Annotated in this window: 10 protein-coding genes and 1 pseudogene; 4 read left to right on the top strand and 7 right to left on the bottom strand. The window is 74.2% G+C overall.

The genetic code is table 11. The annotated features are described in order from the left end of the window. Positions 1 to 126: 126 nt before the first annotated feature. The 5 genes from ACIBNE_RS18180 to ACIBNE_RS18200 form a co-directional block, all read right to left on the bottom strand. Positions 127 to 534 (bottom strand): ATP-binding protein, encoded by a 408-nt coding sequence (locus ACIBNE_RS18180; RefSeq protein ID WP_399272581.1) that lies wholly within the window; start codon positions 532 to 534, stop codon positions 127 to 129. A 550-nt stretch (positions 535 to 1,084) separates the two neighbouring features. Beyond that, positions 1,085 to 1,495 carry a (deoxy)nucleoside triphosphate pyrophosphohydrolase gene (locus ACIBNE_RS18185; protein ID WP_399272583.1) on the bottom strand — a complete coding sequence of 137 codons (411 nt, stop codon included), beginning with the start codon at positions 1,493 to 1,495 and terminating at the stop codon, positions 1,085 to 1,087. Positions 1,496 to 1,596: 101 nt separating this feature from the next. Then, the gene (locus ACIBNE_RS18190; protein WP_399272585.1) at positions 1,597 to 1,776 is read right to left on the bottom strand and encodes an SPOR domain-containing protein; all 180 of its coding nucleotides are present in this window, start codon (positions 1,774 to 1,776) and stop codon (positions 1,597 to 1,599) included. Positions 1,777 to 1,993: 217 nt separating this feature from the next. Continuing rightward, positions 1,994 to 2,746 carry a GntR family transcriptional regulator gene (locus ACIBNE_RS18195; RefSeq protein WP_399272587.1) on the bottom strand — a complete coding sequence of 251 codons (753 nt, stop codon included), beginning with the start codon at positions 2,744 to 2,746 and terminating at the stop codon, positions 1,994 to 1,996. A 270-nt stretch (positions 2,747 to 3,016) separates the two neighbouring features. Beyond that, positions 3,017 to 4,603 (bottom strand): S8 family peptidase, encoded by a 1,587-nt coding sequence (locus ACIBNE_RS18200; protein ID WP_399272589.1) that lies wholly within the window; start codon positions 4,601 to 4,603, stop codon positions 3,017 to 3,019. Between the two features lie 556 nt (positions 4,604 to 5,159). On the opposite strand from ACIBNE_RS18200, the gene ACIBNE_RS18205 reads away from it, so the two are divergent. Next, a complete protein-coding gene (locus ACIBNE_RS18205; RefSeq protein ID WP_399272590.1) occupies positions 5,160 to 7,748 on the top strand; it encodes a glycosyl hydrolase family 65 protein in 2,589 nt (862 codons plus the stop codon). 127 nt (positions 7,749 to 7,875) lie between these two features. Here the strand turns inward: ACIBNE_RS18205 and ACIBNE_RS18210 are convergent, their stop codons facing one another. Beyond that, on the bottom strand, positions 7,876 to 8,385 hold the full coding sequence (locus ACIBNE_RS18210) for a MarR family winged helix-turn-helix transcriptional regulator (protein WP_399272591.1): 510 nt from the start codon (positions 8,383 to 8,385) through the stop codon (positions 7,876 to 7,878). Positions 8,386 to 8,543: 158 nt separating this feature from the next. Between ACIBNE_RS18210 and ACIBNE_RS18215 the strand changes: the two genes are divergently transcribed. Then, positions 8,544 to 9,791 (top strand): MFS transporter, encoded by a 1,248-nt coding sequence (locus tag ACIBNE_RS18215; RefSeq protein WP_399272593.1) that lies wholly within the window; start codon positions 8,544 to 8,546, stop codon positions 9,789 to 9,791. Positions 9,792 to 9,859: 68 nt separating this feature from the next. On the opposite strand, the gene ACIBNE_RS18220 is transcribed toward ACIBNE_RS18215, so the two are convergent. Then, complete coding sequence (locus ACIBNE_RS18220; RefSeq protein ID WP_399272595.1) at positions 9,860 to 12,148, bottom strand: DEAD/DEAH box helicase; 2,289 nt, start codon at positions 12,146 to 12,148, stop codon at positions 9,860 to 9,862. A 65-nt stretch (positions 12,149 to 12,213) separates the two neighbouring features. On the opposite strand from ACIBNE_RS18220, the pseudogene ACIBNE_RS18225 reads away from it, so the two are divergent. Next, positions 12,214 to 12,408: pseudogene (locus tag ACIBNE_RS18225) on the top strand (Uma2 family endonuclease); the annotation flags it as partial. Between the two features lie 38 nt (positions 12,409 to 12,446). Continuing rightward, positions 12,447 to 13,076: a DUF6000 family protein gene (locus tag ACIBNE_RS18230; RefSeq protein ID WP_399272971.1), complete on the top strand. Its 630-nt coding sequence runs from the start codon at positions 12,447 to 12,449 to the stop codon at positions 13,074 to 13,076. The last annotated feature ends 36 nt before the right edge of the window (positions 13,077 to 13,112 follow it).

Here is a 13,112-nt window from a genome sequence, read left to right on the forward strand (position 1 = left end):
ACCGGCCTTGCCCGAAGTATTCAGCACCACGGCCCCCACCGGCACGGCGTTCACGATCACAGGACGATCTCAGTCTGTTTCAGCCAGACTTCGCATCCAAGTGATCGACATGTCCCATCCCCACTTCTAACCAGGTAGGGCCAGCTCGAACCACACCGTCTTGCCCGTCTTTCCGCGACGCGTCCCCCAGCGGCGGGACGAGCAGGCCACCATCTGCAACCCCCTGCCCCCCTCGTCATCGGGCCCGGCCACGCGTTCGCGGGGTGGATCCGGAAGGGGATCGGAGACTTCCACGAGGAGCGCGGCGCCGGGGACGCCGCGCATCAGGCGGACGCCGATCGGTCCCGACGCGTAACGCAGGGAATTGGTCACCAGCTCGCTGACCAGCAGGACCGCGATGTCCCCCACGGCTGCGTCGAGGCCCCACGACCGGAGGGCGTCGCGGACGGCGTGCCGGGCCGTCCTGACCGCGCCCGGCTCAGCGGGGAAGGTCCACTCGGCGCAGTCGCCTTCGGTGTCGATCACGCCGATCACTTCCCAAGACCAGAAGAGGCAGCGGGGTACCGCGTCCTATTTCGGGGGGTTAATCAGCACATACCCGATATTCGGGGTCAGATATCCCTGCGAAAGAGCGAGTGGGCGCACGGTGGCACGAACGGCGTATCCCCCGCCCCGGACTCCCCCTCCGGGGGGCGGGGGCGGGGTGCCGACCTGCGGCCCGGTGGTGGGCTGGCCGCGCACGGCCCCGCGCCCCTTCAGGGGCGCGGGGCCGTGCCCACTGTGCGGCTCCGCCGCGTGGGCGCGAGCCCGGGGGCGCCCCGCTAGGGGCGCGGGGCTGTGTCCGATGTGCGGCTCCGCCGCGCGGGCGCGAGCACAGGTGCGCCCCGCCAGGGGCGCGGGGAACTGCGCGAGAGTGGGGCACACGCCGCACCGACCCACCCACCCCGAGCGGGCTCGCCACAAGCCACCCCACCCAGCCCCCGGCAGGGTTTCGGGAAGGCGCGGGGAGGGGACTTGCCCGCCGCAGGCGAAAAACGGCGCCCCCGCGCAACGGGCACCGACCCCCGCGAGGGAACCACGCCCCTCAGTCGCGCTCCCGCTCCCGCAAGCGGCGCGCCGCCTCCGCCACCGCCTCCCGGTCCTGCTCCAGCCAGTCCACGGAGTCGACCTCGCCCGGCCCGAGCCAGCGCAGCTCGTCGTGGTCCTCCAGCGGCCGCGGCGCTCCCTCGCCCGGCGCGAGGACCGCCGTCCAGACCCGGAGCACGTACCCCGGCTTCAGCGCCCACTCCCCGGGGATCCGCTCGACGGGGCGCGTCCGCACCCCCAGCTCCTCGCGCAACTCCCGTACCAGCGCCTCCTCGGCGCTCTCCCCCGGTTCCACCTTGCCGCCGGGCAGTTCCCAGCGGCCGGCCAGCTCGGGCGGGGCACTGCGGCGCGCGGCCAGCAGCCGCCCCCGGTCGAACACGGCTCCGGCCACCACGACACGATCGCTCATGCGCCGGAGCGTAACGCGGGGTGCGGTCCGGGGCGCGACACGGGGCGCGCCCCGGACCCGGCACGCCCCGGGGCCGCCCGATGCGGCCCCGGGCGGCCCGCTCAGCGCGCGGGCTGCCCGATCCGCTCCACCCAGTAGAGCTGCTTGTGCGCCCTGTCACCGAGACTGTCGACGATCTTCTGCGCCTCGTCCCTGGTCGCGTACCGACCCACGCGGTAGCGGTTGCCGCCGTCGTCCTGCCGTATCACCAGCCATGCGAGCACCGCACCACTGTCGCTCATCGGGCACCCCTCCCCAGGCCGGCGGGCACTTCTGCTGAATCGGCTAAAGATCCCCAGGAAACCGCAGTACGCATATGCCCGAGCTTACGCCTGACCTTCACTCAGCGGATACGTGTTTTCACGAAGAGATACGCATCCGGCCACGGGGCGGACGTGCCCGCGGGGGCGCGCCCGGCGGGCGCGCCCCCGCACACGACTCACTCCGCGGGAAGGGGGCTCACTTCACCGGAAGGTGGTACGCCAGTCTGTACCGGTCCGCGGGGATCACCACGTCGGCCGTCTCGACCGGGCGGCCCGACGCGTAGTAGGTCCGCGAGATCACCATCACCACGTGGCCCGGGACCCCGCCCAGTTCCTCCAGCTCCTCGGCCAGCCCGGGGCGCGCGCCGACCTCCTCGACCACGTTGTCCACGACGACCTCGATGGCCTCCATCCGCTCGACGACCCCGCAGCCGCCCAGCGGCCCCTCCTCGGGCAGCATCACGGGGGTGCGGCCCGTGATGGCCAGCGGCTCCCACGAGGTGGAGAGCATCATCGGCTCGCCCGCCTCCCGGAACACGTACGACGTGCGCATCACGCGCTCGCCCGGCTCGATCGCCAGGCGCTCCGCGATCTCCTCGTCCGCCTCCCGCTGCTCGCTGCGCGACTCCCAGGTGCCGCGCGCCGCGTCGTCGGCCTGCTCCTGCCTGAAGGGGCTCGCGCCCTTCGCGGCACGGAAGCCGGAGCGGGCGATGCGGCGCGGGACGACGCGCTCGCGGACGTACGTCCCCGAGCCCGAGCGGCCCTCCACCAGGCCCTCGGCCATGAGGACCTTGCGGGCCTCCAGCGCGACGGTGTCGGAGACCCCGTACTCCTCGCGGATCCTGGCCTGCGAGGGCAGACGGGCGTGCGGCGGCAGCGTGCCGTTGACGATCTTCTTCCGAAGCTCGCTCGCAACGCGCAGATAGGCGGGCTGCTCACCGAAAGTCACTGGCCACTCCCAACAGGTTGACAGACAGCAACAGCGTGGCAACCGAGGGTTGTTGCGGGCAAGCGAAGGCCAGAGTTTCACCCGATGTGATGACAGTGCTTTACGCAGGGGGATACCGGCGGTATACCCCCGACCCCGGGCCCTCCCCGCGGCATCGCCCGACGTCACCCGGCGTCACCTCGTGGACGTCGGACGCGAGGAGCACCGGACGCGAAAGCGGTGGGCGGCGCGATCGCACGCGCCGCCCACCGCCCGCTCACCGGGAGACCGTCAGAACTGGAGCGCCCAGAGGTCGATCTTGCCGACGTCGGCGTTGGCGTTGTCCGTGACCCGCAGCTTCCACGTGCCGTTGGCCGTCTCGGACGAGGCGTTCACCGTGTACGTGGTGTTGATGTTGTCCGAACTGCCGCCGGTCCCGAAGCCCTTGAGCGTGTACGCCGAGCCGTCGGGGGCGATCAGCTGGACCTGGAGGTCGCCGATGTAGGTGTGCTTGATGTCGACCGGGACCTGGAGGGCCGAGGGGGCGTTGCCCGCGATGCCGGTGACGGTCACGGGCGACTCGACCGTGGAGTTGTCGTTGATCGCGTAGTCCGCGGCGTTCTCGAAGCGCTTGCCGGGGGGCTGGGTGCCGCCGTCGCCGACGTACAGCAGCCTGTTCGGCGAGCCGGTGCCCGGGTTGCCGACGACGTTCGGCGTGGCCGCCGTCGTCAGCGCGTTGGCGACCTGCGCGGGCGTCGCGGTCGGGTTCTGGCCGGCGTAGAGCGCCGCGGCGCCCACGACGTGCGGGGTCGCCATCGACGTGCCGGAGATGGTGTTGGTGGCGCTGTCGCTGGTGTTCCAGGAGGACGTGATGCCGGAGCCGGGGGCGAAGATGTCCACGACGCTGCCGTAGTTGGAGAAGCTGGAGCGGGCGTCGGTGTTCGTCGTGGAGCCGACCGTGATGGCCTCCGTGACGCGCGCGGGCGAGTAGTTGGAGGCGTTCGCGCCGTCGTTGCCCGCCGCGACGCCGTACGTGATGCCCGACGCGATGGAGTTGCGCACGGCCGTGTCGAGCGCCGAGTCGGCCCCGCCGCCGAGGCTCATGTTGGCGACGGCCGGCTTCACCGCGTTCTTGGTGACCCAGTCGATGCCCGCGACGACCTGCGCGGTCGTGCCGGAGCCTGAGTTGTTGAGCACGCGCACGCCGACGATCTTCGCCTTCTTGGCGACGCCGTACGCGTTGCCCGCGACCGTGCCCGCGACGTGCGTGCCGTGGCCGTGGCCGTCCTGCGCGGTGTTGTCGTTGTCGATGGCGTCGTAGCCGTAGGAGGCGCGGCCGCCGAAGTCGCTGTGCGTGATGCGCACGCCGGTGTCGATGATGTACGCGGTCACGCCCTGCCCGGCCGAGTCCGGGGAGGTGTAGCTCTGGTTGAGCGGCAGGGCCCGCTGGTCGATGCGGTCCAGGCCCCAGGAGGGCGGGTTGGGCTGGGTGCCGGAGACCGTGAAGGTCCGGTTCTGCACGACCGACTTGACGGCCGGGTCGGCCGCGAAGCGCTTCGCCTGCTCCTCGGAGAGCTGGACGTTGTAGCCGTTGAGGGCGGCGCCGTAGGTCCGCTGGATCTTCGCGCCGTACTCGGCGGCGAGCGCCTTGCCCGCCTTCGACGACGCGGCGGGAGCACCGGCGTCGAGCGTCACGATGTAGCTGCCCGGGACCGAGCCCGGAGCGCCCAGGTTCTCGACGACGCCCGTCGGGGCGGGGGCCGGGGCCGCGGTCGCGGGGAGCGCGCCGACGGCGCCGAGGGCGAGGAAGGCGGCCGCGGTGACGCCGATCGTGGTCACTCTTCGCCCTGGTGCGCCGTGGATTCGCAGCACTGACATGTGAGGGATCCTCCTCATCGGTGGTGCTCCTGGTGGGGGGAGGCAGGTGCATGACAAATCCATCGACCTGCGGGTGCGCCGATGTTCGCCGCTCGTCCACCCTGCCGCCAGCGAAAGATTGACGGACCTCCATGAAGACCACAAGAGGCAGCGGAGGGGCGACATCCGGCAGCCACACTCCCGACATCCACATGACCATGGCCACGGAGGTCCGCTCAGCGGACGGCGCCCCGGGGCCGTCACCGCACTGACCTGCCGCTGTTCCGTCCGCCGCGCCGTTCGGCGCACCGGCGCCACGCCGACGCCCGTCCCGGATCCCAAGTCCCTTGTCTCGTGCACCAATTCACCGTGCCGTTACGAAGAGGATCTACCGCACGCGGGCGGGGCGGGGGCCGCCCGGGGCACGTGGGCACGCCGCGCCCCGCCCCGTGGGCACGTCACGCCCCGCCCCCGTACCCGCCCGGCCCCCGGCAACTCCGCACCGCGCGCCACACGGCCGGGCGACCCGCCCGCGCGCCGCCCCCGCCCGCCGGGCCGCGCTTCCTACTTTCGTACGGTGAGAATCCCGCGCCGCACCCGCCGCACCCGCCTCGCCCTCGCCCTCGCCACCGTCGCCGCCCTGGCCCCGACGGGACCGAGCACCGCCGCACCACCCCCCTCACCGGCAGCCCAACCGTCCCCGTCTCCGTGGGAGTTGACGGCCACCTCCCCCACCGGGTCCCGGGGTCACTCCCCCTACGTCGCCAACGGCTACCTGGGGCACCGCGTCCCGCCCCTGGGCGCCGGATACGCCGAGTCCGCCGAGCGCACCGGCTGGCCGCTCTACACCCCGCGCTACGAAGGCGCCTTCGTCTCCGGCCTCTACGGACGCGAAGCGGCCACCGCCGCGGGCCGCGACGTCCTCGCCGCCCTCCCCACCTGGACGCGGCTCGACGTCAGCGTGGACGGCGAGACGCCGGGCCCGGCCGCCCGCCTCACCCGCTACCGCCAGACCCTGCACCTGCGCACCGGCACCGTCACCACCGCCTTCCGCTGGACGACCGCCGACGGCCGCGCGACCGACGTGACGTACGAGGTCCTGGCCGACCGCTCCGACCCGCACACCGGAGCCGTACGCCTCACCCTCACCCCCCGCTGGAACGGCACCGCGCACCTCACGGGCGGGCTCGACTGGCGCGGTGCGCGGCGCCTGGAGCGGACGGGCCCCGAGACGTTCCGCACCCTGGGCACGGGCACGGCGGGCGCGGTCGCCCAGGTGCTGGTGCCGCGCCCGGCGCGCGACGGGGTCCAGGTGCGCGCGGGCGACACGTACGCCTTCACCAAGTACGTCGGCGTGGACACCGCCCTGACCTCGCGGAACCCGCACACCGCCGCCCGCACCGCGGCCCAGCGCGCGGCCAAGCGCGGCTGGCGGACCATGAGCGCGGCGAACGCCGCCGCCTGGCGCGACCTGTGGCGGGCGCGCATCGACGTGCCGGGCGCGCCCGAGCTCCAGACGTGGGTGCGCTCGGCGCAGTACGGGCTGTTCGCCGGCTCCCGCGCGCGCTCCGCGAACAGCATCGCCCCTGCGGGTCTGACCAGCGACAACTACGCGGGCATGGTCTTCTGGGACGCCGAGACCTGGATGTTCCCCGCCCTGCTCGCCACCCGCCCCGACCTCGCGCGCACGGTCGTCGACTACCGCTTCCGCACGCGCGGCGCCGCCGCCCGCAACGCCGCCGAGCTGGGGCTGCGGGGCCTGTTCTACCCGTGGACGAGCGGTTCGGCGGGCGACCTGTGGACGGAGTGCCAGAGCTGGAACCCGCCGCACTGCGTCACCCAGATCCACCTCCAGGGCGACATCGCGCTGGCCGTCTGGCAGTACTGGCAGGCGACCGGCGACCTGGCGTGGCTGCGCGGGCGCGGCTGGCCGCTGCTGAAGGGCATCGCGGAGTTCTGGACCTCGCGCGCGGTGCGGAACCCGGACGGCAGCCGCTCGATCAAGGACGTGGCGGGCCCCGACGAGTACAGCAACGGCGTGGACGACGGCGTCTACACCAACGCCGTGGCCGCCACGGCACTGCGGCACGCGGCGAGCGCGGCGCGCCTGCTGGGCGAGCCGGCGCCCGCCGAGTGGCCGGCGCTCGCCGACCGGCTGCGCATTCCGTACGACCGTGCGCGCAAGGTCTACCTCCAGTACGCGGGTTACTCCGGCTCCGTCATCAAGCAGGCCGACGCCGTCCTGCTGATCCACCCCCTGCGGTGGCCCATGCCGAAGGGCGCGGCGGCGGCGACGCTCGACCACTACGCCGAGCGCACCGACCCCGACGGCCCGGCCATGACCGACTCGGTGAACGCGGTCGCCGCCGCGTCCGTCGGGGAGCCGGGCTGCGCCACGCACACCTACCTCCAGCGGGCCGTCCGTCCTTTCGTGCGCGGGCCCTTCGCGCTCTTCTCGGAGGCGCGCGGCGCGAAGGCGGGCGCCGCCGACCCCCTGGCGGGCTCCCCCGCCGAGGACTTCCTGACCGGGAAGGGCGGCCTGTTGCAGGTGTTCACCCAGGGTCTGACGGGGCTGCGGCTGCGGGAAGACGGGATCGCGCTCGACCCCCTGCTGCCGCCGCAGCTCGCGCCGGGCGTGACGCTGCGCGCGCTGCGGTACCGGGGCAGTGCGTACGCGGTGGAGATCGGACCCCGCACCACGCGGGTGCGGCTGCTCTCCGGGCGGCCGTTCACCGTGCACACCCCGCGGGGGCCGAAGGAGCTGACCGGGACCCTGGAACTGCCCACGCGCCGCCCCGACCTGGCGCCGACGGCGAACCTCGCGCGGTGCCGTCCGGCGCGGGCCGACTCCGAGCAGCCGGGGGCGTACGCGGAGGCGGCCGTGGACGGCAGCCGGGCGACGGTGTGGCGGCCGGACGCGGGCGGCGCCGGGGGGACGCGGGCGGTGCGGGCCGCCGCGCTGACGGTGGCGCTCGGCAGGGCCGTGCCGGTCGCGTCGGTGACGCCGTCGTGGAAGGGCGCGGCGCCCGCCGCGTACGCCGTGGAGACGTCGCGGGACGCGGCGCACTGGGGCCCGCTGCGGCCCGGCGCGCGGGTGAGCCACGTGCGGCTGCGGGTCTCGGGCCCGGCGGGGCTGCGGGAGTTGACGGTGCGCGGGGTCGAGTGAGGCGGCCGGGGGGGGCGCCCGGCCCGGGGGTGGCACCGCGGTGCGGGATTCGGCGGTGCGGGGCCCGGCCCGGGGGCGCTGCGGAGCCCTGCACCGTGGGGTTCGGCGCCCCCGGACCGTACGGCGGCTACTTCAGCGAGGTGTCCCCGAAGGAGACGAGGAGGGTGCGCAGCATCCCGGCCAGCCGCGCGCCCTCCTCGCGCCCGCCCAGCTCGGCGAGCATGCGGGCCTCGTTGGCGAGGTGGTCGCGCATGTAGTCGCGGGTGACCCGATGACCGTGGTCGGTGAGGCGGATCTTGACGCTGCGCCGGTCGGCGCCGTCGCGGACCCGTTCGACGAGGCCCTTGGCCTCCATGCGGTCGATGCGGTTGGTGATGGCGCCCGAGGTGACCATGGAGGCCTTGAGGATGGCCCCCGCGGTGAGTTCGTACGGGGCGCCGGAACGCTGGAGCGTGGTGAGGACGTCGACCTCGCCCAGCTCCAGGCCGCGCTCGGCGGCGAACGCCTTGAACTCCTTGTCCAGGACGCGGCCGAGGCGCTGGAGCCTGCCGAGCACTTCGACCGGCCACAGGTCGTCCGTCAGGTCGGGCCGCTCGGCCGTCCACTGCCCGATGATCTCGTCGATCGCGTCGCTCATCGCCATCCCTGGTCCCTCATCGCCATCCCTGGTCCCGTAATGCCTCAACGTACGTCTTCTCAACGTTAAGACACTTGACGTTGAGAAGACCTGACTGTTTTTATCTCAACGTTGAGATTATCAATCTTGAGCGATGCCTGCCTCACGGGAGCCCTGCCATGCCCTCCGCACCCCCTGCCGCGTCACGCCCCACCTCCACCCCCGCCGCCGCCCCTGCCGCCGCCGCACCCGCCGCGCCGCGCCGCCCGGTCCCCGTCGGCTGGCTGGTCCTGCTCGCCACCCCGATAGCCGCGGGCGCCAACGCCCCCGTCCTGATCCTCCCCGACATGGCCCGCTCGCTGGGCGTCCCCACCACCACCGCGACCTGGCTCGTCACCGTCTTCGCCTGGGCCATGGCCGTCGGCACCCCGCTCGCGGGCGGGCTGCTGCGGCGCGCCGGAGTGCGCACCACGCTGAAGCTGGGCGCGGCCCTGGTGACCGTCGGATCGGTGCTCGTCGCCACCGCGCCCTGGCTGCCGCTGGCCGTCGCGGGCCGCGCCGCGCAGGCGCTCGGCGGCGCCGCACTGATCGGCGTCGCGATGAACCTCGCGGGTACGCCGCGCAGGCTCGGCGCCGTCACCGCGGGCTTCGGCGTGCTCGGCGCGACCGGCCCGCTCCTCGGCTCGACGCTCGCGGACGCGGCGTCCTGGCGGGTGTCGCTGCTGGCCTCGGCGGTGGCGCTCGCCGCGGTGCCCGCCGTGTACCGCCGCGACCCCGAACTCCCGCGCACCGACGAGCCGTTCGACGGCCGCGGCGCCGCACTCCTGGTCACCCTGGTGACCGGCCTCGTACTGATCCCGACGGCCCCGCTGCCCGGCGCGGTCACCGCCCTCGGCGCCGCCGCCCTGCTCGCCGCCCACCTGCGCGCCCGCCCGGACGGCTTCGTGCCCACCGCACTGCTGCGCACCCCGTCCTTCCTCGCCTCGGCACTCCTCGCCAGCGCGGTCTCCACCTCGTACTTCGCCCTGCTCTTCGCGGTCCCCAGGCTCCTCGCCTCCGGCACCGAATGGTCGACCACGACCATCGCGACGGCCCAACTGCTCGCGCTGCTCACCGGATCCGTGCTCTCCTGGCTGCTCTCGGCGGCCTCGGCACGGATGCCGCGCGGCGCGGTGCTGACCGTCCTGCTCGCGCTGGGCGCCGCCGCCCCGCTCACCGCCTGGCTCACCCCCTGGCCCGGCCTGCTGCTCCCGGTCGCGACGACCGCGGTCCTCGCGGCGGTCGCGGGCAACGCCACGCTCTCCTCGTACGCGGCGAAGGCGGCGGCCAACCCGACGCAGCGCCCGACCGCGATCGGCCTGGTCAACCTCGCGTACCAACTGGGCGGCGCCTTCGGCCCGGTGATCGCGGCCCTCCTGACGCTCTGACCGACGGGCCGTACGCCGCTTGAGCCCCGGGCCGAGGCCCGGGGCTCAGCCCTGGGACGCCTGACGCCCTACCGTCCGTACGGCCCCGGCTTCGGTCGCCCGCCCACGCCCAGGCGCTCCCGTTCCGCCTCGACGATCCTGCGGGCGAGCCCGCCGTCCCACGCGTGGACCGCGTCGACCGCGTCGCGAACAGAGTCGTGGACCGAGTCGACCGAGTCGTGGACCGCGCCGCCGACCGCGCCGCCGACCGCATCGCGAACCGAGTCGCCGACCGTGCCGTGGGCCGCCTCCGCCTCTGCCACCGCGCTCCTGCGGGCGTAGGCGTCGAACAGCCGGTCCTTGTTCTCCAGCAGTTCCACCACCCGCGCGTCCACGCCGCCGGTGGCGAGGATGCGGTGCACCTGGACCGGTCTGACCTGGCCCATGCGGTGGGCGCGCGCGATCGCCTGGTGCTCGGCGGTCGGTGTGACCTGGGGCTCGCAGAGGACGACGACGGACGCGGCCTGGAGGTTGAGGCCGAGGCCCGCCGTCTGGATCTGCGCGAGCAGCACCGCAGGGCCCCGCGTCCCGGTGAACCCGTCGACGGTCCGCTGCCGCCGCCCGACGTCGACGCCCCCGTCCAACGGCCCGAACACGGGCGTACCGCCGGGAAGTCGACCGCCCAGCGCCTGCCCCGCCACCCCCAGCACGTCCTTGAAGCAGGAGAAGACCACCGTCTTCTGCCCGCTCTCGCCCGCCTCCCGGACGATCTCCACGAGCCGCCGCAGCTTGGCCGACTTCTCCGGGCGCGCGTACGCGGCCCTGCGCATCGCCATGAAGTTGCCCGAGCGCACGGCCTCGCGATAGGCGTCCTCGTCGGACGCGCTCAACTCTTCCCACTCGTCGGTGCGTTGAAGACTGGGCAGTTCGGCGAGCACGTCCTCCTGGTTGCGCCGCAGGTAGACCGGGGCGACGGCCCTGCGGAACGCGGCGGAGCCGACCAACGCGTCGTGCCCGCCCAGGACTTCGGCGACCGCGGGGTCGAGCATCCGGACCAGGTTGCGGAACTCCGCGACGCGGTTCTCCATCGGGGTGCCGGTCAGGAAGAGCACCCGGTCGCAGGCCGCGGCCCAGCGGGCGACGGCCTGGGAGCGCAGGGCCCCGGGATTCTTCACGCGGTGGGCCTCGTCGACGACGAACGCCCCGAGCGCTACAGGCCCTTCCGGGAGGCTGCGCAGCGCGTCGAAGGTGGCGACGCCGACACCGCCCCGCTCCCGCCACCGCGCGTACGCGGCGTGCCGGTCGGGCCCGTGGAGCAGTACGGCGCGCAGGGTGCTGCGGGCCTCGATCTCCCGTACCCAGTTGACCAGGACGCTCGCGGGACAGACGACCAGGAAGCGCCGGTGGCCCTCGGCGGCCAGGTGCGCCAGCACGGCGACGGCCTGAACGGTCTTGCCGAGCCCCATCTCGTCGCCGACGATCGCCTTCCGCCGGGCGAGGGCGAACCGCGCGCCGAACTCCTGGTAGCCGCGGAGCGCGACGCGGCAGTGGGAGTCGTCGAGAGGCTGCTCCCCGACCCGCTCGGCGATCTCGTCGGGCAGGTGCCCCCTGGCGGCGGAGGCGTCCGGCAGGCGCCCGGAGACCTCGGCGAGCAGACCGTAGTACTCGGCGGAGCGCAGCTCGAAGTCGACCCGGGCCGCGATCCCGGCCGGCGGGCGGCGCAGCAGGTCGACCGACACCCGGGCGAACAGCGTGCGGGCGTCCCCGCGCTCGGCCTCCGCCACCAGCGAGCGGATCTCGCTGACCGCGGCGCGGGCACGGGCCCGCCTGTCCTGCCCGGCGACGAGCATCCGCAGCAGCCCGGTACCGGGCTCCGCCCCGACGAGCAGCGGCCCGAGCCGCCCCGTCAACTCGACGGCCCTGCCGACCGCGCGCCAGGCGTCGGGCCCGGCCTCCACCAGTACGTACAGGGCCATGAGAAGGTCGTCGGTCCCGGGCTCTGGCCGGTCGACGTCGATGCGGACGGCCACGGTCCCGCGCACGGCGTCGGCGAACTCCCGGGCGGCGCGCACGATCCGACCGGCGCTGTGGTCCCCGATGCCGGGCAGCTGCCGCAGCCGGTCCGCCCCCGCGTCCAGGACCTGCCCGACCGTCTCCAGCCCGCCCCGCTCGACGCTCCCCACCCTCAACTGCTCCCGGGAAACCTCCTGGAGCCGGGCGACGGGCACGGCACCGAGCTGCCGCCGCACCTCGGCGTCCTCAAGCGGCGCGAGCGCGTCCCGCACGGCCCGAACGGCCCGCTCGTGATCCCGAACCACCTCCCGAGCGGCAGCGTCCAACCGGGCCCCGCACGCCACGACCTCAAGCCGGTCCCGCATCCCCCGCCCCCTCCGCGCACCGTCGTCCCCACGCTACCGACCGCGGCAATCGCTAGGCTTGCCCCATGACCGCACTGCCCGACCGGATGCGTCCGCCGCGCGCGGAGGGCTGGTCCGCGGAGGACCTGGACCACCTCCCCGAGGCCCCGCGCCACACCGAGCTGATCGACGGAGCGCTCGTTCCCCCACTGTCGCCGCAGCGGGCCCGACACAGCCGCCTCGCCACCACCCTGACGACCGCGACCCCGCCCCCGACTCCGCCGCGCCGAGCCTGACGCCGATACCGATGCCGATGCCGATGCCGTCCCAGCACCCTGCGGAAACCGGCCACGGACACGTGGTCAAGAGCTACGTGACACGGACGTACTCGGGCCTCCCGCGCTACCTCGTACTGAACAGCGGGCGCTTCCTGGGCCCCCGGTGGTGGCACACCAGACGCTTCACCCGGCACCTGATCGACGACGCCGCCGCGATCACCGACGAGGAACTGGCAGCGCTCCTCGCCCACGAATGGCGCTCGCGCCTCACCGCCGCCTGGCTGATCGGCGTCGACCGCCGCGAACGGTTCCGGTCACGCGTCGGCGACCTGCTCCTGGCCAGTGAGGTCGGCCACTCGGGCAGCGCCTACTGCTTCGCCCTGGCCCGCTTCGGCACGCACGCGGACGCCGAGATCCTCACCGCCTACCTCGACCGCTACCTGCCCCGCACCGACCTCCACTACGACCAACCGGCCGCCCTCGGTGCGCTCCTCCGCCTCGACGCCCGCCTCGGCACCCAGCATGCCGACCGCTTCACGGAGCACGACGGCCTCTGGGACAACTGGGCCAAAGGCGTCGCAGGCTTCGGCGACCCCAGCCACGCCCCCGCCGAACAGCGCCGCCGGGCGGACCTCCAGTGCGACTTCGCCAACGGCTGGACCCGCCCGTAGTCGGACCCTCGAAGCCTCGAAGCCTCGAAGCCTCGA

Origin of the sequence: Streptomyces sp. NPDC050504 (assembly GCF_044458065.1) — a bacterium.
GTDB lineage: Bacteria > Actinomycetota > Actinomycetes > Streptomycetales > Streptomycetaceae > Streptomyces.